Annotated in this window: 17 protein-coding genes; 2 read left to right on the top strand and 15 right to left on the bottom strand. The window is 67.0% G+C overall.

Translation table 11 applies throughout. The annotated features are described in order from the left end of the window. Positions 1–19: 19 nt before the first annotated feature. From AC1AYX_RS08785 to AC1AYX_RS08720, 14 genes are all read right to left on the bottom strand, one after another. Positions 20–1,021, bottom strand: a complete 1,002-nt coding sequence (locus tag AC1AYX_RS08785; protein WP_476503132.1) for an HhH-GPD family protein — start codon at positions 1,019–1,021, stop codon at positions 20–22. Between the two features lie 43 nt (positions 1,022–1,064). Beyond that, complete coding sequence (locus AC1AYX_RS08780; RefSeq protein ID WP_476503113.1) at positions 1,065–1,736, bottom strand: tRNA (cytidine(34)-2'-O)-methyltransferase; 672 nt, start codon at positions 1,734–1,736, stop codon at positions 1,065–1,067. A gap of 676 nt (positions 1,737–2,412) precedes the next feature. Then, positions 2,413–3,777 carry a DUF711 family protein gene (locus AC1AYX_RS08775; RefSeq protein ID WP_476503112.1) on the bottom strand — a complete coding sequence of 455 codons (1,365 nt, stop codon included), beginning with the start codon at positions 3,775–3,777 and terminating at the stop codon, positions 2,413–2,415. A 30-nt stretch (positions 3,778–3,807) separates the two neighbouring features. Continuing rightward, the gene (locus tag AC1AYX_RS08770) at positions 3,808–4,080 is read right to left on the bottom strand and encodes an ACT domain-containing protein (RefSeq protein WP_034525826.1); all 273 of its coding nucleotides are present in this window, start codon (positions 4,078–4,080) and stop codon (positions 3,808–3,810) included. 272 nt (positions 4,081–4,352) lie between these two features. Further along, on the bottom strand, positions 4,353–5,825 hold the full coding sequence (locus tag AC1AYX_RS08765; protein WP_476503131.1) for a DHA2 family efflux MFS transporter permease subunit: 1,473 nt from the start codon (positions 5,823–5,825) through the stop codon (positions 4,353–4,355). Positions 5,826–6,479: 654 nt separating this feature from the next. After that, on the bottom strand, positions 6,480–7,046 hold the full coding sequence (locus AC1AYX_RS08760; protein WP_476503111.1) for a DUF3180 domain-containing protein: 567 nt from the start codon (positions 7,044–7,046) through the stop codon (positions 6,480–6,482). A 66-nt stretch (positions 7,047–7,112) separates the two neighbouring features. Then, positions 7,113–8,645, bottom strand: a complete 1,533-nt coding sequence (folK, locus tag AC1AYX_RS08755) for a 2-amino-4-hydroxy-6-hydroxymethyldihydropteridine diphosphokinase (RefSeq protein ID WP_476503110.1) — start codon at positions 8,643–8,645, stop codon at positions 7,113–7,115. Positions 8,646–8,831: 186 nt separating this feature from the next. Then, on the bottom strand, positions 8,832–9,704 hold the full coding sequence (gene folP / locus AC1AYX_RS08750; RefSeq protein ID WP_476503109.1) for a dihydropteroate synthase: 873 nt from the start codon (positions 9,702–9,704) through the stop codon (positions 8,832–8,834). A 142-nt stretch (positions 9,705–9,846) separates the two neighbouring features. After that, a complete protein-coding gene (gene folE / locus AC1AYX_RS08745; protein ID WP_476503130.1) occupies positions 9,847–10,452 on the bottom strand; it encodes a GTP cyclohydrolase I FolE in 606 nt (201 codons plus the stop codon). A 231-nt stretch (positions 10,453–10,683) separates the two neighbouring features. Beyond that, complete coding sequence (gene ftsH / locus AC1AYX_RS08740) at positions 10,684–12,780, bottom strand: ATP-dependent zinc metalloprotease FtsH (protein WP_476503108.1); 2,097 nt, start codon at positions 12,778–12,780, stop codon at positions 10,684–10,686. Continuing rightward, a complete protein-coding gene (hpt, locus tag AC1AYX_RS08735) occupies positions 12,777–13,340 on the bottom strand; it encodes a hypoxanthine phosphoribosyltransferase (protein ID WP_476503107.1) in 564 nt (187 codons plus the stop codon). Before hpt ends, ftsH begins: the two co-directional genes overlap by 4 nt. Before the next feature lie 55 nt (positions 13,341–13,395). Next, positions 13,396–14,835 (bottom strand): D-alanyl-D-alanine carboxypeptidase/D-alanyl-D-alanine-endopeptidase, encoded by a 1,440-nt coding sequence (locus AC1AYX_RS08730; RefSeq protein ID WP_476503106.1) that lies wholly within the window; start codon positions 14,833–14,835, stop codon positions 13,396–13,398. 116 nt (positions 14,836–14,951) lie between these two features. Then, positions 14,952–16,175 (bottom strand): glycosyltransferase family 2 protein, encoded by a 1,224-nt coding sequence (locus AC1AYX_RS08725; protein ID WP_476503105.1) that lies wholly within the window; start codon positions 16,173–16,175, stop codon positions 14,952–14,954. Beyond that, complete coding sequence (locus tag AC1AYX_RS08720) at positions 16,175–17,638, bottom strand: AI-2E family transporter (RefSeq protein WP_476503104.1); 1,464 nt, start codon at positions 17,636–17,638, stop codon at positions 16,175–16,177. The genes AC1AYX_RS08725 and AC1AYX_RS08720 overlap by 1 nt, the downstream gene beginning before the upstream one ends. Positions 17,639–17,761: 123 nt before the next feature. Between AC1AYX_RS08720 and AC1AYX_RS08715 the strand changes: the two genes are divergently transcribed. Next, positions 17,762–18,685 carry a glycosyltransferase family 2 protein gene (locus AC1AYX_RS08715; RefSeq protein WP_476503103.1) on the top strand — a complete coding sequence of 308 codons (924 nt, stop codon included), beginning with the start codon at positions 17,762–17,764 and terminating at the stop codon, positions 18,683–18,685. Positions 18,686–18,977: 292 nt separating this feature from the next. Here the strand turns inward: AC1AYX_RS08715 and fucO are convergent, their stop codons facing one another. After that, entirely contained in the window at positions 18,978–20,129 is a 1,152-nt protein-coding gene (gene fucO / locus AC1AYX_RS08710; protein ID WP_476503102.1) for a lactaldehyde reductase, read from the bottom strand. 319 nt (positions 20,130–20,448) lie between these two features. Here fucO and AC1AYX_RS08705 point away from each other — a divergent pair, with 319 nt between their 5' ends. Further along, positions 20,449–21,753, top strand: a complete 1,305-nt coding sequence (locus AC1AYX_RS08705) for a class I SAM-dependent methyltransferase (protein WP_476503101.1) — start codon at positions 20,449–20,451, stop codon at positions 21,751–21,753. Positions 21,754–21,784 lie beyond the last annotated feature (31 nt).

Genomic DNA, 21,784 nt, shown 5'->3' with positions numbered 1-21,784 from the left:
TCCATTGCGTCCATCGCGTCTATCGTGGCAGCCGGATCGCGCCGCCGGGGAGGATCTCGATGAGACCGTCCTCGTCGAGGCCCGCCACGCAGGTGTCGAGCTGCGCGCGGTCCTTCCACAACGTCTCGACCGTCGCACGCTCCAACATGGACTCGGCCGGCAGCCTGCGCAACGCGTCGAGGACGATGCCGCGCACCTGGCGGTCCGTGCCCCGGAACCGCTGCCGGGGCCGCGTGCGCCGCTCCCCCAGCCCGGGCCGGCCCGCGGCGAGGAACGCGCAGTCGTCGCGCACCGGGCAATGGTCGCACAGCGGGTTCTTCGCCGTGCACACGAGCGCGCCCAGCTCCATCACCGACTGGTTCCACGTGACGGAGGGGATGCGCGGGACGTCGCGTGAAACGTCATGTGAAACATCACCGGAATCCCGTGGAACATCGCGTGGAACATCACCGTCATCATCATCGGTTCCGGCACGATCGCCTCCGTCATCGCGCGGAAGGACGGCGGCGACGAGCGCGCGTTCCGCCGCACTCGCCGCGCCGCCACGCGACTCCTCCCCCGCGAACACGCGCGCGAGGACGCGACGGATGTTCGTATCGACGACGGCGATCCGCTCGCCGTACGCGAAACTCATCACCGCGCTCGCCGTGTAGTCGCCGACGCCGGGCAACGCGACCAACGCGTCGTACGTGCGCGGCAGGTCGTCGCCGCACTCACCGGCGACGACGCGCGCGCACTCCTGCAGGCGCAGGGCGCGGCGGGGGTAGCCGAGACGGCCCCACGCGGTGATCACGTCGGATTTCGGCGCGGCGGCGAGCGCGGCCGCATCCGGCCACTTCGCCATCCACGCGGTCCAGTACGGCACGACGCGGCTCATCTGCGTCTGCTGGCTCATCACCTCCGACACGAGGATCCCCCACGGCGTCGTGCGGCCGAAGCGCCACGGCAGGTCGCGGGCGTTCGCCTCCCACCATGCGGCGAGACGCAGGCGGACGCGCGCGGCACGGGCGGACGCGGACATGCCGGCTGGCGAGTCCACGGCAACAGTATCGGTCATGCCGAGGTCACCGGCCGCCGGCGAAGTTCAGCTGGCGCCAGGCCTCGTAGATCGCAATCGACGCGCAGTTCGTGAGGTTGAGGCTGCGCAGCGACGGGCGCATCGGCAGCCTGACCTGCTCGGCGACGTGCGGCCCGGCCATGATGTCCATCGGATCGGGGATGTTGCCCGGCTCCGGCCCGAACAGCAGGATGTCGGTCGGCTTGTATTCGATCTCCGTGTACAGCTTCGTGGCGTGCGCGGTGAACGCGATGATGCGCGAGTTCGGCATCGACTCGACGAGGTTCTCGAAGTTCGGATGCAGCACCACATGCGCCATGTCGTGGTAGTCGAGGCCGGCGCGGCGCAGCTTCGTGTCGCGCAGGTTGAAGCCGAGCGGCTCCACGAGGTGCAGGATCGTGCCGGTCACCGCGCACAGGCGGATCGCGGAACCGGTGTTGCCGGGGATGCGCGGGCTGTAGTAGCACAGGTGCGGGGTGACGGTCTCCGCCTCGGCCGCCTTCTCCGCGGTGAGCATCGCGTCGACCACGCTGATCGGGTTGCCGTGCGCGTCGGTCACGAGCTCGTCCGGCCCGTAGTTCGACTTGCGGTAGCCGTATTCGAACATCTTCTCGACTTTGTCTTCCGGGTTTTCCGAAGCGGCCGGTGCAATTCCCTCCGGGTTTCCGTTTTCACTCATATCGCCACCGTCATCCCTTGTTCATCGTGATTGCGGATCGTACGCGCCGCTCCTAGCGGATCGCGACCGACAATCGAGCATAGGGCATGCTCTGCCCGACACGGATGCCGGGCGGGCGGAAGGCCGGGCATGGCCCCGGCGGAGCCATGCCGGATACGGATGACTGCACATGACGAAGGAACCGGACGCTACGGGAAACGCGTGCGTCAGACGTTGCGGAGATGCTTGCATATCGGCACCTAATCAGCATCGAAACGGCACCTAATCAGCATCAAACTGCGTTACGAGGGGTGCTTTGCGACGTCCACCGACAGACATCTCGCTTACGAGGGGTACCCGATCATGCGAAGGGACTACCAAAATGGCACGATCCCGGGGAATTGTACTGTCGATACCCGTCCTCACGCCGCAGCGGGTACCCCTCGTAAGAGAAATGGCGATCCGCGCCATGACGGAAGCACCCCTTCCAATGCAGATAGCTTTCACACCGGACGCCCCACCCCCGAGGAATCCGCCCAGAGAATCCGCCTTGCCGGGACAGGCCCCGGCGCAAGAAAACCCGGATGAAGCGGTTGTTTTCCGGGATTCCTTGCGCCGGAAGGGGAGACGGAGGACTGGCGGTACGTTCGCGGGGATGACTTCGGTTCCCGAACGAATCGGTCTCCCCGTGTACGGATCAGTTCTTGAACGAGTGGATCGGGGCGGGGATGCGGCCGCCGCGGGTGACGAACGCCTCGCACGAGGTCTGGTTGACCGGGATGATCGGCGCGTAGCCCATGAGTCCGCCGAAGTTCGCCATCTCGCCGACGCCCTTGCCCTCGACCGGGATGACGCGCACGGCGGTGGTCTTCTGGTTGACCATGCCGATGGCCGCCTCGTCGGCGATGATACCCGAGATCGTCGCGGCAGACGTGTCGCCCGGAATCGCAATCATGTCGAGACCGACCGAGCACACGCAGGTCATCGCCTCGAGCTTCTCGATCGTGAGGCAGCCATTGCCGGCCGCGTCAATCATGTTCTTGTCCTCGGAGACCGGGATGAACGCGCCGGACAGGCCACCCACGTAGGAGGACGCCATGATGCCGCCCTTCTTCACCTGGTCGTTGAGCATCGCGAGCGCGGCGGTCGTGCCGGGCGCGCCCACCTGTTCGAGACCGATCTTCTCGAGCACTTCGCCGACGGAATCGCCCACGGCCGGGGTCGGCGCGAGCGACAGGTCGATGATGCCGAACGGCACGCCCAGCCGTCGCGACGCCTCCTGCGCGACCAGCTGGCCGACGCGCGTGATCTTGAACGCGGTGCGCTTGATCGTCTCGCACAGGAACTCGAAGTCCTTGCCCTTCGCGGCGTCCAGCGCGCGCGAGACGACGCCGGGGCCGGAGACGCCCACGTTGATGACCGCGTCGCCCTCGGTCACGCCGTGGAAGCCGCCCGCCATGAACGGATTGTCGTCGGGCACGTTGCAGAACGCGACGAACTTCACGCAGCCGTAGGAGTCGATGTCGGCGGTGGCGTGCGCGATGTCCTTGACGATGTGGCCGAGCAGCTCGACCGCGTTCATGTCGATGCCGGTCTTCGTGGAGCCGACGTTGACGGACGAGCAGACCACCTCGGTTTCGGAGAGCGCCTGCGGCAGGGAGCGGATGAGCAGCTCCTCGGCCGGGGTCATCGCCTTCGAGACGAGCGCCGAGTAACCGCCGATCAGGTTGACGCCGACCTCCTTGGCCGCGCGGTCGAGCGCGTGGGCGATCTTGACGAAGTCCCCGGAGGTCTTGCAGCAGCTCGCGCCGACCAGCGAGATCGGGGTGACGGTGATGCGCTTGTTGACGATCGGAATGCCGTAGTCGCGTTCGATGTCCTCGCCGGTGGAGACGAGGTCCTTCGCGTACGTGGTGATCTTGCGGTAGATGTTGTCGCAGGTCTCGTCGACGTCGTCGCTCGCGCAGTCGAGCAGCGAGATGCCCATCGTGATGGTGCGCACGTCGAGCTTCTCCTGCTCGATCATCTGATTGGTCTCGTGGACCTCCATGATATTCAGCATGGTTCTTCCTTTCGGCTCGGTCCGGCGAGGCTAGATGCGGTGCATCTTGGTGAAGATCTCCTCGCGCTGGCAGCGGATGCGCACGCCGATGTCGTCGCCGAGGTCCTCGAGGTTGCCGACCATGGCGCTGAACTCCTTATCGGAGTTCGCGTAGTCGACGATCATCATCATGTTGAAGTAGCCGTCGATGATGGTCTGGGAGATGTCGAGCACGTTGACGTTGTGCTGCGAGAGGTAGGTGCACACGCGTGCGATGATGCCGACCGTATCCTGGCCGACGACGGTGATGATTGCCTTGTTCATGGCGCTCCCTGAATGGTTTGGTGTGATGTCCGGTGATGCCGGTCCGGTTTGGGGATTGGCTCGGAGAATACGAAAAACGGGTGTTCACCAGTATAGGTGAACACCCGTTGGTGCGTCATGGAACGTCCACGACGGAATCGCCTCCCTCTGACGAGGGAGGTGCCGGCCGTCGGGCCGGCGGAGGGAGAGACCCCGGCACGAAGTCCACGGTTTCTCTCCCTCAGTCCGCTTCGCGGCCAGCTCCCTCGTCAGAGGGAGCCATAACAAGGACGCTACGCGGCGAGCTTCTTCTCGCCGGTTTCGACGGCCTCGTCGACCTCGACCGGGGTCATCTCCGGTTCGCGGCGGGCGCGCTCCTTCAGCGCGAACGAGAAGACGAGCACGAGCACGATGAGCGCGAGCCCGAACAGGTAGCCGTAGCGGGAGCCGTCCACGAAGCCCTGCGCCGGATCGGTGCCGCCGCCGGCCGTGTAGGTCGCCTGGCCGAGGCCGAGCAGGCAGGTGGCGACGGCGGTGGAGATGGCGCCGCACACCTGCTGCATCGTGTTGAGGATCGTGCTGCCGTCGGCGGCCATGCGGCCCGGCAGCGCCTTCAGCGCGGCGGACTGCGTGGACTGCTGGATGAACGGGATGCCGACCATCACGATGATATGCGCGGCGAGGAACAGGGCGACGGGCGAACCGGCGCCAATCGCGAAGAACAGCGCGCCGCCGACCGCGGTCATCGCCACGCCGATCCAGACGAGACGACGCGCGCCGTGGCGGTCGAACAGTCGGCCGGCGCCGAGCGTGCACAGCGCGTTGACGATGCCGCCGGGCAGCATGAGCAGGCCGGCGACGGTGGAGCTCAGGCCGAGGCCGCGCTGCAGCTCCTGCGGCACGAGGTACATGAACGCGAGCGTGCAGGCGAACGAGCAGGAGACCATGATGGCCGGCGTGCGGAACGCCGCGATGCCGAGCGCGCGCAGGTCGAGCAGCGGCGTGGCGATGGTGAGCTGGCGGTGCGCGTAGAAGGCGAGGACGACGACGCCGACGACGAGCAGTCCGATGACGGCCGGCGAGAAGCCCATGTCGCTCACGAGGCTCACGCCGGCGACGAGGCAGCCGAAGCCGAGCGCGGACGCGAGGATGGAGAGCACGTCGACGGCCGGACGGGTGCGTTCGATCGGCGTGACGAAGAACAGCGCGGTGCAGGCAATCGCGATGGCGGCGATCACGGCGAACAGGGCGAAGATTGCACGCCAGGAGATAGCGCCGATGAGCGCGCCGGCGACGGTCGGGCCGACGACCGGCGCGAACATGACGACGAGGCCGGCCACGCCGTTGGCGGCGCCGATCTTCGACGGCGGGAACACGCGCATGATCGCGGCGTACAGGGTGGGCAGCACGATGCCGGTGCTCACGCCCTGCACGATGCGGCCGGCGAGCAGCACCGGGAACGTGGTCGCCACGGTGCACACGAGCGCGCCGACGAGGAAGCAGGCGAGCGCGAACAGCACGAGCGTCTTCGCCTTGACCCACTTGAGCAGGAAGCCGACGCACGGCAGCACGATGCCGATGGCGAGCATGTAGCCGACGACCATCCACTGCGCGGTGCCGGAGGAGACGGAGAACTCGTCCATCAGATCGGGGATGGCGATGTTCATCGATGTCTCGGACAGCATGCCGAGGAACGCGCCGAAGTACAGGCCGAGCATCACGCGGTGCGGATGCGCGAAGCGCGGGGCGGGGGCGCCGCCGGGCACGGGGGTCGCGACCTCGTAGGAGACGTGGTCGAGATGCGGCTTGGCGGTCGCGGAACCAGCCACGGAACCAGCCACGGAGCCGGCGGCCTGGCCACCGGAAACGGAATCATTGCGGACGGTTGTCTGATCGGACAACGGAAAACCTCTTCTTGTCTGTATCCACACGTCGCCGCCGGGCGATTCCCACACATGGGCGGCATGCCGCAGACATGACCGCGTACGCCGCGCGTTTCGCGGGAAACGCACGGCGGCGGCATCATCGGCGGGGAATCGAGAACCCCTAACGTCCGGGTCCCGACGGCAACGAAAAACCGCATGCCCCAAGGCGGAGAATGCGCCGGAGGCATGCGGTTATCAAGTCGAGATGTGACCGTAGTACGTTTTCCGTTTTTTCGTAAGCGAGCCGGGCGTGTCGCGGAAAATCCCGCGTGCGGGAACCTCCCCCAGTCCGCCGACGTTTCGCCTCCCTCTGACGAGGGAGGTGTCATCGCGAAGCGATGACGGAGGGAGAGACCGGAGCGGCCGCAGGCCGCGGAAGATACGGTATCGGCCGAAGGCCGATTCGTTTTTTCCCGCGCCCTGCGGCCGCTGTCTCTCCCCCAGTCAGCCTTCGGCTGACACCCCCTCGTCAGAGGGGGCCGAAGAACGTCGCGCTCACCGCCTGCGCCCGGCGTCACGCACCGTGTTCTCCGCGGTCTTCGCGGCGGCGGGGGTGATGCCGCGTTCGCGCGCGGCCTGCTTCATCTTCGGGTTCTCCGGTCCCTCGTTGGGCGGCAGCTGGCATAGCCACTCCCCCACGAGTCCGACGATCATGTCCGCGAGGCAGATCACGCCGGTCACCGCGCACTCGGTCACCGCCTGCGCGTAGAACTCGGCCTCCATGTGCCCGATGGACGGGATGATCTGGCCGAAATACCACCCGGCGAGCGCCGCCCCCGCCAACGCCAGCGCCTTGGCGAGCACGAGCGTGTGGAACGCGATCGTCGGGTTGATGAACGTGTGCGGCCGTTTGCGCGGATCGGTGGTCGCGTACTTGTGCACGTTGATGGCGAGCACGAGCACGAGCACGCCGATGGCGACGAGCAGCGCCGCGACGAACCAGGGCGCGCCGATCAGCGTAAGCCCGTACCGTTCGCCCAATACGGCGACGCCCGCGCCGGCGGCCAGTCCCAGCGCCAATCCGAGCGCCGGCTGCCACCATGGTGTCCTATGCGCCTTCATCTCGTGTCCTTCCGTTCGTCCGTCACCGGGGAGTTCCCGCGTATCCACGCGCCCCGGCGTTTCCCGTCATTTCGCGCCGATGATCCAGTTGTCGCTCAGCTGACCGACCATGCCCGCGTCGGGCGCCATCGCGAGCAGGAACGAGACCGGGTCGCCACCGAGCGTGGCGTTCGGGTCCATGTCCATCCACGGCGCGAGCACGGAGGCGTGGGTTTTGGCTGACGGCCATGGCACGCGGCAGTCCGGCTCGTCCGCGGTCACGTGCTCCATGTCGACGAGGTCGAGGTCGATCGCGCCGTCGTGCGTGCCTTCGATGGTGCCGAGCGCGGCGATCAGCGCGCGTGCGCCGAGCTTCGTCTCGATCTGGATGACGGCGCTCATCGCGTCCGGTCCGTCGAAGCTGCTCACGTGGTAGAGCGGCGAGATGCCGTCGACCTGGCTGCCGGGCAGTCCGTCGATGGCGACGATCGCCTCGCGGAACAGGTGTTCCGCGTCGGTGGAGGTCGAGTCCATCGAGATGACGGCCTTGAGCGGCACCGTCGCGCCGTCCGAGGAGCCGGTTCCGGCGTCATCGGCACCCGTGCCCGCGTCGGATGCGCCGGCATCACCGGAATCACCGTCCCGCGTCCCGCTCATCCAGTCGCTGGTGACGCGCTCGACCGGCGGCTCGTCGCCGTCCGCCTCGGCGAGCAGCCCTTCGGCGAGTTCGTTCACCGGGCCGCCGTGCAGGCCGGGAAGGTCGGCGTGCGGGTCGAGCACCGCCCACGGCACGAGCACGAACGCCCGCTGCCATGCGCGCGGATGCGGCAGCGTCAGGTCGGGCGCGTCGGATTCGACGCCGTCGTAGTCGATGATGTCAAGGTCGAGCGTGCGGCTCGCCCAGTGGGTTTCGCGCGTGCGCCCGTGGTCGCGTTCGATGCGCTGGAGCGCGTCGAGCAGCGTGCGCGCGTCGAGCGTGGTCGTCGCCTCGACCACGGCGTTGAGGAAGTCGGGGGTGCCGTCGGCCATGCCCCACGCGGCGGTGCGGTAGAGCGGCGAGACGCCGGTGACCTGCGTGCCGTCGAGCGCGTCGATGCGGCGCACCGCGTCACGCAACGTCGCTTCGACGTCGCCCTGGTTGCCGCCGAGCGCGATGACGACGCGATGCGACGCGGCCGCGCCGGACGTTGCGGCGTCGGTGCCGGCGGCCGCGGCGGCCGCCGCGCCGGCACCGTCCGCCACGTCGACGCCGGCATCTGCCGCGTCGCGCGTGCGCGTGATGCTCACGGCGACGTCGTCGAACGGCACGGTGATTGGCGCGTGCGGCTTGTGCACGGTCACGTCGACCGTGCGGATCGGATCGATGGCGAGCAGTCTGTCGGCGATATCCTGCGCGAGTTTCTCGATGAGGTCGACGTGGTCGCCTTCGATGACATCGACGATCGTCTTGGCGGCGCGGCCGTAGTCGACGGTGTCGCCGAGCGCGTCGGAGCGGCCTGCGGCGGCGAGGTCGAGGTGGAGGGTCGCGTCGACGACGAACGGCTGCGCACGCTCGTGCTCGAAGTCGAGCACGCCGTGCGTCCCGTTCGCCCGCACACCGGTCAAAGTGATCGTGTCCATGTCAGTTCCTTCCATCTCGTCTTCCGGCACCCCCTCAGTCCGACTCCGTCGGACAGCTCCCCCTTCAGGGGGAGCATATCGTTGCGCCGTTCGCTCCCTCTGAGGGGGAGCATGTCGTTACATACTTTTGCTCCCCCTTCCAGGGGGGGGGAGCTGGCGGCCGCAGGCCGACTGAGGGGGCATAGGTCACCTCGCGTATTCGCGCCACGTGTCGCCGACGGCGACGGCGGCGCGGCTGCGGACGACGTCGTGGACGCGCACCGCCCACGCGCCGTGTTCCGCGCACAGGGCGCTGAACGCGGCGGTGGCGTCGTCGCGCGCGTCCATCGTGACGTCCGTGAATCCGGCATTGTCGAGGATCGCGGTGACGAAGCGTTTGCGTGATTGCCCGATGAGCACCGGGTAGCCGGTCGCGCGGAACCGGTCGAGTCCGGCGAGCAGCGGCAGATTGTGCGCGATGCCGGGCTTCGAGAATCCGAGACCCGGATCGATGATGATGCGTTCGGGGGCGACGCCGGCGGCGAGCACCGCGTCGACCTGGCGCATGAGCTCGTCGTGTACGTCCTTGAGCACGCCATGCTCGTAATGCGAGGTGTCGGCGTCGGGGGCGCCGGTCTTGGAGCCGGCGAGCCAGCCGCGCCAATGCTGGACGATGTACAGGCAGTCGTGGTCGGCGACGACGTGCGGTAGTTCCGTGTCGAGCGTGCCGCCGGACACGTCGTTGATGATCTGCGCGCCGCCGTCGAGCGCCGCGGCGGCGACGGTCGCGCGCGTCGTGTCGATGGACAGCGTCGCACCGGCCGGGATGAGCGCCTCGACCGCACCGGTGATGCGCGCGAGCTCGTTCTCCTCGCTCACGCGCTTCGCGCCGGGACGCGTCGATTCGGCGCCGATGTCGATGATGTCCGCGCCGGCGGCCATCATCGCACGGCCGTGGTCGGCGGCGGCGCGCGGGTCGAGCCAGAGGCCGCCGTCGGAGAACGAGTCCTCGGTGATGTTGAGCACGCCCATGACGAGCGTGTGCGTGGCGTCGTGCAGCGCCTTGAGATCGATGGTCATCGCGATTACCCCCTCAGTCCCGCCCCGCGGGACAGCTCCCCCTCAAAGGGGGGAGCAATATACAAAATATTCTGCTCCCCCTTGAGGGGGAGCTGGCGGCCGCAGGCCGACTGAGGGGGTGTACCGCCGCCCCCGGAACCGCCTAGCGGCTCATGATGAGGCTCATGGCCTCGGCGCGGGTGGCGGGGTTGCGCAGGAGGCCCCGCACCGCGGACGTGACCGTGCGCGCCTCGGACTTCTTCACGCCGCGCATCGACATGCACAGGTGTTCACATTCGGTGACGACGATCACGCCGCGCGCGCCCGCGTATTCGACGAGCGCGTCGGCGATCTGCTGGGTGAGGCGCTCCTGGACCTGCGGCCGACGCGCGTACACCTCGACGAGCCGGGCGAGCTTGCTCAGCCCCATGACCCCGTCTTTGGCGGGGATGTAGCCGACGTGGGCGACGCCGTGGAACGGCAGCAGATGATGCTCGCATACCGAATACAGTTCGATGTTCTTGACGAGCACGAGCTCGTCGGTGTCCACGTCGAAATGCTTCTCGAGCACATGCTCCGGCGACGCGCCGAGTCCGGCGAACAGTTCGCGGCCGGCGCGCGCGATGCGGTCCGGCGTCTCGACCAGCCCCTCGCGGTCCGGATCCTCGCCGATCGCCTTGAGGAACATGCGCACGGCCTTGCGCACGCCGTCCTCGTCGTAGGCGGGACCGTCGGCCGCGGCCTCGCCGCGCGGCTGGCTCGCGGCGATATGCCCGCGGGGAGACTGCGGCAGGGAGACCTGCAGGGCGGAGCCGTCCTGCGCGGCGCGGGACTGCGCCTGCGCCGGGGCGCCCGGTCCGCCGTGGCCGGCGTGGTGCGGCCTCGCCTGCACCATGCCGGGCTTGCGGGAGACGTCACCGGACGGCTTGGCGTCGGAGACCTCGCGGACCGGTGACGGCGAGTCCGGCAGGGAGATGTTCTGCGCGTGCCTGGCCATGCGTCACTCCCCCGGCTTCATGCCGACCGAGCGCTTGAGCGATTCGGGGATCTCGACGGGCGGCAGGTCGGAGTCGGGGCGACGTTCGTCGGACAGCCACACCTGGCGGACCGGCGCCTTGCGGATCGGCGCGAAGATCGCGGCGAGCTCCTTCTCGTTCAGCGTCTCCTTGACGAGCAGCTGGCGCACGAGTTCGTCGAGGATGTCACGGTTCTCGTTGATGATGTTCCACGCCTCGGTGTGCGCGGTCTCGACGAGCTTGAGCACCTCCTCGTCGATGACCTCGGCGGTGCGGTTCGAGTAGTTGTGCGGCGCGAGGCTGCCCAGATCGCCGCTCTGGTCCTCGTCGTCCGCCCACTTGATCGCACCGAGCTTCGAAGAGAAGCCGTACTGGGTGATCATCGTGCGGGCGATGTTCGTCGCCTTCTCGATGTCGTTGGAGGCGCCGGTGGTCGGATCGTGGAAGACGATCTCCTCGGCGGTGCGGCCGCCCATCGCGTACGCCATCTGGTCGAGCAGCTGGTTGCGCGACTGCGAGTAGCGGTCGGAGGTGGGCATCACGGCGGTGTAGCCGAGCGCGCGGCCTCGCGGCAGGATCGTCACCTTGGTGACCGGGTCCGTGTTGTGCAGCGCGGCGGCGACGAGCGCGTGGCCGCCCTCGTGGTAGGCGGTGTTGCGCAGCTCGTCGAGGGCCATGCCCTTCGACTTGCGCTTCGGACCGGCCTGGACGCGGTCGATGGCCTCGTCGATGGCGCGGTTGTCGATGAGCTGGGCGCCGGCGCGGGCGCACAGCAGGGCCGCCTCGTTGAGCACGTTGGCCAGGTCGGCGCCGGTGAAGCCCGGCGTGCGCACGGCGACCATGTGCAGGTCGACGTCGGGGACGAACGGCTTGCCCTTCGCATGCACCTTGAGAATCGCCTCGCGGCCTTCGAGGTCCGGCGCGGCGACGCCCACCTGGCGGTCGAAGCGGCCCGGGCGCAGCAGGGCCGGGTCGAGCACGTCGGGACGGTTCGTCGCGGCGATGATGATGAGGTTCGTGTCGTTGTCGAAGCCGTCCATCTCGACGAGCAGCTGGTTGAGCGTCTGCTCGCGCTCGTCGTGCCCGCCGGACATGCCGGAGCCGCGCTTGCGGCCGACGGCGTCGATCTCGTCGATGAAGATGATCGCCGGGGCGTTCTTCTTCGCCTCGTCGAACAGGTCGCGCACACGGGAGGCGCCGAGACCGACGAACATCTCGACGAAGTCGGAGCCGGCCATCGCGTAGAACGGCACGCCCGCCTCACCGGCGATGGCGCGCGCGAGCAGCGTCTTGCCGGTGCCGGGAGGGCCGTACAGGAGCACGCCGCGCGGGATGCGCGCGCCGAGCGCCTTGTACTTGGACGGGTCCTTGAGGAAGTCCTTGATCTCCTCGACCTCGGCGAGCGCCTCGTCCTCGCCGGCCACGTCGGAGAACTTCGTGGTCGGGGTCTGGCCTTCGAGCAGCTTGCCGTTGTTCTTCTTGCCGCCCATGCCGAGCATGCCGGAGGCGCCGCCCATGCGGCTCATCAGCCACCAGAACAGCGCGAAGAAGATCACGAACGGCAGGATCGAGGTGATGAGGTAGCTCATCATGCTGGTCTGCTCGATGTCGGCGCTCCAGCCCTTCGACGGGTCGGCCTTCTGGACGGCCTTGAGGATATCCTGCCCCTGCGCGAACGTGTAGTAGAACTGGACCTTGTCGCCGTAGTTGTGGTTCTTGCCGGTGTCCGGGTCCTGCTTGTTGAAGTCGCTCTTGAGTTCAAGCGTGACCTTCTGCTTGTTGTCGACGATCTTCGCGTAGGTCACCTGGCCGCCGTTGAGCAGCTGCAGGCCGTCCTTGGTGTCGATGGTCTGCGCGCCGGTGCCGGCGAACATCTGGAACATCATGGCGACGAGCACGACCACGACGGCGCCCCACAGCCACGGGGACTGCCAGAACGGCTTGTCGCCGCCGTTCTTGTCGCCCTTGCGGTTCGGCTTGTTGCCGTTGTTGCCGTTATCGTTGTTGCGGCGGAACGGATTGTTGAACGGGTTGCCGTTGCCGCCGTTGTTCGGCTGCCCGGGCCCCTGGGGGAAACTCATGCCTGTTCTCCTTGATACACTGCCGGCTTGAGCACGGCGATCGAGTCGAGATTGCGGTACCGCTCGTCATAGTCCAGGCCGAATCCGACGACGAATTCGTCCGGGATCTCCAGCCCCTTGTACTTCACGTCCACGTCCACCTCGCGGCGGGCGGGCTTCTCCAGCAGGGCGAAGATCTCCACCGAGGCGGCCCCGCGCCGCTTCAGCTCCTCGACCAGCCAAGCCAGCGTACGACCTGAGTCAACGATATCCTCGACGATGAGAATGTGCCGACCGCGAACATCGGTCGACAGATCCTGGCGGATCGTCACGGTGCCGCTGGAGACGGTGCCCGAACCGTAGCTGGACAGGCTCATGAAGTCGATCTGGCAGGGGATGGAGAGCGCCTGCGAGAACGCGGCAAGCGTGTTCACCGCCCCCTTGAGCACGGCGACGAGCAGCGGGTCCTTCCCCTGGTAGTCCTCGCTCGCCTGCGCCGCGGCATGCTCGATGATGGCGTGGATCTTCTCTGCACTGACCAGCTCGTGGTCGATGTCTTCTTGTACGTCAGCGATTCGCATGCACCCCATCTTGGCACACGAGAGTGACGTGTTTCTTGGCGGTAACTGGGAGAATTCAGAGTTTCGTCAGGGAGGCGGCGAACGTGTCGAGCGCGCTGTTCGCGGCCGCGCCGTCATCGGGATCGTTGACGATCGCCGCGAACGTGAGCACGCCGCCGCCGACGCGCGACACGTTGCCGGCGAGCGCGCGCACGTCGCCCAGCGCACCGGTCTTCACGCGCAGCAGCCCGAGCGCGGAATCATCGGCGATGCGGTTCCTCACGGTGCCGACGAGCCCGGGCAGCGCCAGGCCCTCGGACGCGGCCGCCGCGCCGCCGTCCGGATCGACGTACTTCGACTGCACCTGGGCGAGCGTCTTCACGGTGAGCGTCGTGCCGGGCGCGAGGCCGGAGCAGCTGGTCATGTGCAGGCCGTCGGTGGAGACGCCCTGTTCGGCGAGCACCTTCGTGACGGCCTTGACGTCGCCGTCGATCGAATCGCCGGTGCCGAGCTTCAGCGCGGTGAGACGGGCGAACAGCTCGGCGAGCGTGTTGTCGGAATGGCGCATCATGAACGCCATGACCTCGTTGAGCGGCGCCGAGCTCACCTTGGCGAGACGCGTGGCGCCGGACAGGTCGGACGATTCGGTCGCGGCGGACGATTCGGAGACCTGGATGCCGTCGCCGGCGAGGAGCGTCTCGAACGTGTCCGCCACGTCCGCCGCCGTGTCCTGGGAGAGCATCGGATACTCCTCGAAATCGTCGGCGTCCTCCTCGTTGAGGCCGCTCCAGTCGCGTCCTCCGTCGATCGCCATCGACGAGATCGGCGTGTAGTAGCGGTTCTCGTCGTTGTTCTCCTCGATGCCGTCCGGCGTGCGGTCGTCGCCGAACAACGTGTCGTCGGCGACGAGCGCGACCGAGGTCACGCCCTTCGCCTTCAACGCGGCCGCGGTCTCGCGCGCGAGCGTCGCGAGACCGGCGCGGCCGTTGACGTGGGTGTCGTCGCTCTCCCCCGCGCCGAGCAGCATGTCGCCGCCGCCCTTGAGCACGACGGTGGGATCGTCGGATCCGTGGGTGAGGTAGGTCGTGGTGTCGAGCGTCGACCCCATCTCCAGCGTGCTTGCGGCGGCGAACGCGGTGAGCGTCTTCGTCGTCGACGCCGGCTGGCGCGGCGTCGACGCCTCATGCTCGGCGACCACGTTCCCCTTCGCATCGGCGATCACGACCGAATAGTCGTCGCCGACACCGTCCGCCTCGCCGAGCGTCCTGATGAGCGCCTCGGCCTTCGTCTTGTCGATCGTCGCGCCGACGGCCACGTCGCCGACGACCGTGCCGGCGGCGACGGTCGCGGCGGGGTCGGGGTACGTGCGCGTCTCGACGGGCGCGAAGGTGAGCAGGCCCGGCGCGACGTCGGCCACGTCGGCGGCCGTGTAGCCGACGCACGCGGCGAGCGTGAGCGCGACGCAGGTCGCGCACACGGCGACGCGATGGGACTTGCGGACTGGGTTCGTGTTCATACCTCACCTTTTATTAGCAATTATGGACCGGCCTACGGCCGGACTCATCATCACCTCGCGGCTGCCGCCGCTCGGCTGAGCCTAAAAACAGTCCACCGGACTGTTTTCTTAACGGCTCAGCCTTTGTGCTGGATCGGTTTCCATTGGGCTTTGGAGAAGATGGCCTGGAAGGAGATGGGGACGTAGGAGAGTATGTAGATCGGGAACGCGAGCACGTAGGCGAACAGCTCCTTGTTGGTCGCGCCGATCTGGCCGCGCTCGGCCACGATCGTCAGGCCGGCGAGCGCCATCATGCCGAGGACGGACAGGACGATGCCGTTCACCCATCCGGTGAGCGCGCCCAGCTGACTCGACCACGAGACGAACCCGAACGCGGCGAACAGCGCGCCGAGGATCACGCGGGCCACGCCGAGCACGGTGAACGGGCACAGCAGCAGCGTGAAGTCGACGGCGGAGAAGTCGCGTTCGCGCACCGCGCGGCGGATCAGCGACGGACCGTAGTACCGGAACACCTGCAGGAAGCCCTTGCTCCAGCGCAGGCGCTGACGCCAGCTCTGCGCGAACGTGACCGGCTGCTCGTCGTAGAGGACGGCGGTGCCGCAGTAGCCGACGCGGTCGCCGTGCAGCACCGAGTCCATCGTGAACTCGAGGTCCTCGGTGAGCAGGTGGAACTTCCAGCCCTTGTTGCGTTTCATGACCTCCTTGGAGAACATGAATCCGGTGCCGCCCACGTGGCAGCTGGAGCCGAACAGCATGCGCGAGTTGTTGAGGAAGCGCGATTCGCGGATGAACCACAGCGCCGAACCGGAGGAGACCCAGTTGTCGTTGAGGTTCACCGAGTTGCGGTAGGAGGTGAGGATGCGGAAGCCCGACTGGAACGCCTTGTTCATCTCCTCGAAGTAGTGCTTGTCGAGCTTGTTGTCCGCGTCGAACACGAAGTACGCGTCGTACGTGTCGGACAGCCCCTCGTCGACCATGTGGTCGAGCAGGTAGGTCAGGGCGTAGCCCTTGCCGATGAGCTTGTCGTTGTGGCGTTCGACCACGTGGCATCCCATCGCGCGCACCACGTCGGCCGTGTCGTCGGTGCAGTTGTCGGCGACGAGCCAGATGTCGATGAGCTCGCGCGGGTACGTCTGCCCGTGGATGCAGTCGATGAGGTTGCCGATGACCTTCGACTCGTTGCGCGCGGAGATCAGCACCGCGTAGCGTTTGTCCATCGGGGCGTCCGGGAAGCGGACCGGCTTGGAGAACAGGGAGATGAGGATGCACGCCCCCTGGTAGACCATGCCGGCGCCGCCGACGATGACGAGCAGGATATCGAGTACGGTGAGCAGGACCATCAGCGCCACCTCGCACGGGGGTTGTCGGGGGTATCGGGTTCATCGGGTTTCAGCACGCCCTGCGGAATCGCCACGGTGGCGGAGTCGTCCTCGTCGGCGGTGCGCGCGTGACCGTCGCCGCCGTCCTCGCCGTCGTGCGGAATCGCGTAGATCTGCTCCTGGAGGCGACGGATCTCGTCGTTCATCGGCACGCGGCTCGTCGATCCCTTCGCGGCGCGCGGCATATGCTCGCCGATCGGGTGCAGCACGTGCTCGTTGAACGCCTCGGACGCCTCGACCACCTTCGACTTACGCCCCACCGGATCGTTCATCAACGGCGAATCGACCAGATCGTACCGGCGCGTGTACACGCGGAAGATGGTCTGCAGCGAAGCGGTGACCGGCAGCGCGAGGAACGCGCCGAGCGCGCCGAACAGCGAGCCGAACGCGAGCACGGCGAGGAACGCGACCGCCTCGTTGATGTCCATCGTGCGGCGGGAGATGACCGGCGAGAGAATCAGGTTCTCAATCTGCTGGTACACAATGATGAACACGAGCACCGCGACCGCGTACGTCCACCCGCGGTTGCCCCAGGCGAACAGGACGGGCAGCGCGCCGCCGATGTACGTGCCGACCGTCGGGATGAACTGGGAGACCACGCCGCAGAACAGGGCGAGCGGCAGCCAGTAGGGCACGTTGAGCACTTCGAGGAAGATCGCCGTGCACGTGGCGTTGATCAGGGCGAGAATCGAACGGGAGAACAGGAACGAGGAAATCTGGTCCTGCGCGACCGTCCACACGAGCAGGAACCGCTTCTGCATGCCGGGGGCCATCCACTGGCAGAACGAGCGGCGCAGCTTCGGGCCGGCGGCGGAGATGTAGTAGGTGGTCATCACGACGGTGAGCAGCTGCAGCAGGAACGAGAACAGGCCGCCGACCGTGCTGATCGCGGTGCCGGCGAAATCGCTCACCCACGAGGTCTGGAAGCTCTTGAGCAGATCGGATTTCATCAGTTCGGCGCCCAGATTGTTCATGTCCGGGATGTCGACCGAGAACTGGTCGACGACGAACGAGCGGATCTGCTCGTAGGTGGCCGGGATGCCGTAGATCATGGCGATCATCTGCTGGAGGAACATGCTGCCGAACAGGGAGAACAGCACGCCGATGACGAGCGCCACCGTGAGCAGGCCGGCCAGCGAGGCGACGGAGCGCTTCCACCCGTGCTTGACGAGCGCGACGACCATCGGCTCGATGGCGAGCGCCAGGAAGAACGAGATGACGATGTCGAGCACGAGATAGGAGATCTTGCCCCACGACTGGAAGCAGAAGTTGAACGCGATGACGGCGATGGCCACGTAGAGCAGCGCGCGGCTGAACCATTCCGGAGGCTTGCGCGGGTCCCCCTTCGACGGGAAGAGGGTACCGAAATCCCACCGCTGTTCGGCGTCCTCGTCTGAGGTATGGTCACGCACGCTTTGATTCATGGCTCCCCATTGTAGCGTCGGGTGCGATAGGCGGAACCGTTCACCCGATGTTCGCTTTCGGGCGGCGTGTATGGCCGCGTCGGCCGCCGCCCGTGTACGCCCGCGACATTATCCTTGGGCTTCATGCTGAACGTCTCGATCGTCATCCCGGCCTGGAACGAGGCCGAACGCATCGCCGACTGCCTGCTCAACACGATCCGGCAGACCGTGATGCCCTACGAAGTCATCGTCGTGGACAACCGTTCCACCGACAACACCTGCGAGATCGTCGAACGGTTCATCAAGGAGCATCCCGAGGCGCCGATCAAGCTCATGCATCAGGACGCCGAACAGGGGCTCATCCCCACGCGCGACTACGGCCTCGACCATGCCACCGGCGACGTGCTCGGCCGTTTCGACGCGGACTGCATGATCAAGCCCGACTGGGTGGAGGTCGTCTCCGGCATCTTCACCGAAGACCCCGAGGCGATGGGCGCGACCGGACCGGTCATGTACTACGACATGCCGTCGCGCCATTTCGGATTGAAGGGCGACAATTCGCTGCGCAGGCGCATCTACAAGGCGGACGGCGGCCAGCCGCTGCTGTTCGGCTCGAACATGGCGCTGCGCGCCTCCGCCTGGCGCGCGATCTCCGGCGAGGTGTGCCGCGACAAGGCGGACGTGATGCACGAGGACATCGACATCTCCCTGCATCTGATGGGCAAGGGCCTGAAGACCGTGTACTCGCCGCGCATGATCGCCGGCATGAGCGCGCGCCGCATGGACACGTCGCTCTCGTCGTTCCGCAATTACATGAAGCGGTTCCGCAACACGTTCGACGCGCATCCGCAGCATTGGCGCAAGCACAAGCCGGAGATCCTGTTCACCGCGCTCTACCCGGCGATGCACCTGTTCTACCCGGTGTGGCAGAAGGTGCTCGACTCGGCCGACATCAACCCGGCCGAAGCCGCGTGGATCAACGAGCAGATGGAGCTCGCCGAGAAGGAGGGTCGCGAACTCTACGACGAGACCCCCACCGACGAGGAGTGGGACGAGAAGCACGAGTAGTCCCGGCCCTCCCTCTGACGGGGCATCGCCGTGAAGCAAACGCCTGAGGCGTTTGCAGACGATGTGCGAGCCGACAGGCGAGCCGATATGAGGCCAGCCGTGTTGCCTCCCTCTGACGAGGGAGGTGTCATCGCGAAGCGATGACGGAGGGAGAGAAGCAGAGCGGCCGCAGGCCGCGGGAACATTGCATCGGCCGAAGGCCGATTCCGTTTCCCCGCGGCCTGCGGCCGCTGTCTCTCCCCCACCCGGCTGCGCCGGGAGCCCCCTCGTCAGAGGGGGCCTATGCGCCGCATCACATCAGGGACTTGTAGATGGCGAGGATCTCCTCTTCGGTGGCCTTGCGCGGGTTGCCCGGGGTGCACACGTCGTTGAACGCGTCATGGGCGAGCGGGGCGAGATCCGCCTCGGTGGCGCCGACCTCGGAGATCTTGGTCGGGTTCTTCAGATCCACGGTGAGCTTGTGGACGGCCTGCACGGCCTCCTCGCGCACCTTCTCGAGGTCGCCCGTGTAGGCGTCCTCGATGCCGAACGCATCGGCGATGTCGCGGTACTTCTCGCCCGTGTAGTCTTTGTTGTACTCCATGACCGGGGCCAGCAGGATGCCGTTGGCGACGCCGTGCGCGACGCCCAGGCGGCCGCCCAGCGGGTGGGCCATGCCGTGCACCAGGCCGAGGCCGACGTTCGAGTAGGCCATGCCGGTGATGTACGAGGCGTACGCCATCTGCTCGCCGGCCGGCACGTCGCCGTCGGCGGACTTGGCGAGGTTCTTCGCGATCATGCGGATCGTCTGCATCGACAGGCAATCGGACAGCGACCACGCGCCCGGCGTGATGTAGCCCTCGATCGCGTGGGTCAGGGCGTCGAGGCCGGTGGCGACCTTGAGGCCGCGCGGCATCGAATCGGTCAGATCCGGGTCGACGAACGCGACGATCGGGATGTCGTGCGGGTCGACGGCCACGAACTTGCGCTTGTTGGCCGTATCGGTGATCACGTAGTTGATGGTGGTCTCGGAGGCGGTGCCGGCGGTGGTCGGCACGCCGAAGATCGGCACGGACGGGTTCTTCGTGTCGGCGACGCCCTCGAGCGACAGCACGTCGGAGAACTCCGGGTTGGCGGTGATGATGCCGATGCCCTTGCAGGTGTCCTGCGGGGAACCACCGCCCAGGCCGATCAGGAAGTCGGCGCCGGAGGCGGCGAACTTCTCGACGCCGTCCTTGATGCACTCGACCGGCGGGTTCGGCTTGACGTTGGAGAACACCTCGTACGGCAGGCCGGCCTCGTCGAGGACCTTGGTGACCTTCTCGGCGGTGCCGGTCTCGAGCAGGACCGGATCGGTGACGATGAACGCCTTCGTGAAGCCGTGCTGCTTCGCGACGGTCGGGATCTCCTTGATCGCGCCACGACCGAAGTACGCGGTCTGGTTGAAAATCATGCGATAGACCATAAGGCTCTCCTTTAAGCTGTGTCTTTGCCTTACTACCGTGGGTCGGTACATCGCTGCACCGCCCGACGACATCCAGTGTACTCGCCGATGGGAGCGTTCCCAACCATTGCCGGGCACGATTCCTCATCATCGTCGGAAACCATGCATTCCCCCGGCGTTTCCGCCACATCGCACGGGACTATCATGGGCGCTGCATCATGGGGTTCGAATGGTGCGGCAATGACACACGAGGACGCGCGGACACACGACTATGCGTGCACGCGGACGCAAGCGCGCGTGCGGGAGACGCCATCTCCCGCCACGGTACCGGAGGTGAATCATGGCGAACGGGAAATCGATGACGGTCGGCGAGATGGTGGGACTGTTCCTGAGGGACGACGCGCCCGTGAGGGTGGACGCGTTCGACGGTTCGCATTTCGGCGCGGCCGATGCGGCGCTCAAGGTGCGCATCGCCAGCCCGAACTGCATGTACCAGCTGCTCGCACACCCGAACGAGATCGGCGTCGTGCGCGCGTACGTGCTCGGCGACTTCGACGTGGAGGGCATCGACTACGCCGACCCGTACCCGGCGATGCGCGCGATGGTGTCGATGGCGAAATACGTCAAGCCGATCACGCCGGTCTCGATGGCGCGCGTGACGGCCGGGATCCTGAGCCACGGATTCAGGCGGCCGCCGGTGCCGGCCACCGAGGGGCCGAGCAAGTTCGCCCGCATCAAAGAGGGGCTGCTCCCCCACACCGAGAAGGCCGATTCCAAGACGGTGAGCTTCCACTACGACATGTCCAACGAGTTCTACGCGGACTTCCTCGGGCCTTCGATGACGTACACCTGCGCGGTGTTCGAGAACGAGGACATGAGCCTCGAGGACGCGCAGGCCAACAAGCTGCGCCTGATCCTCGACAAGCTCGGACTGGAGCCCGGCCAGCGTCTGCTCGACATCGGCTGCGGCTGGGGCTCGATGGTCATCGCGGCCGCACGCCGCGGCATCAAGGCGCTCGGCGTCACGCTCTCCAAGGAGCAGGCGGCGTACGCGAACGAATGGATCGAGCGCGAAGGCCTGTCCGACCTCGCCGAGGTGCGCGTGCAGGACTACCGCGAGGTGCCCGAACGCGACTTCGACGGCATCAGCTCGATCGGCATGATGGAGCATGTGGGCGTGAAGAACTACCGCAGCTACTTCGAGGAGATGTTCAAGCTCCTGAAGCCGATGGGACGCCTGCTCAACCATCAGATCACCATCAGCCACGACAAGCCGGACGGCAAGCCGGGCACCGACGAGTTCCTCGACCGCTACATCTTCCCCGACGGCGACTTGGGCGCGCCCGGATTCATCGAATCGTGCATCCACGACGCCGGGTTCAACGTGGTGCATCAGGAGAACCTGCGCCAGCACTACGCGCTGACGCTGCACCATTGGAACCGCAATCTCTCCGAGCATTGGGAGGACGCGGTGAAGCAGGTCGGCTTCGAGCGGGCGAAGGTGTGGGGCCTGTACATGGCGGCCTGCGCGCTCAACTTCGAGCTCGACGGCATCCAGATCCACCAGTTCCTCGCCGTGCGGCCGGACCGCGCCGGCCACCCGGACGGCAAGTGGTACCCGCTGCGCCCCTGGTGGAAGGCGTGACCTTCGGCCTCCCCTTGGCTCCCTCTGATGA

The organism is Bifidobacterium sp. LH_419, assembly GCF_056356955.1.
This window is presented reverse-complemented; position numbering and strand designations above follow the sequence as displayed.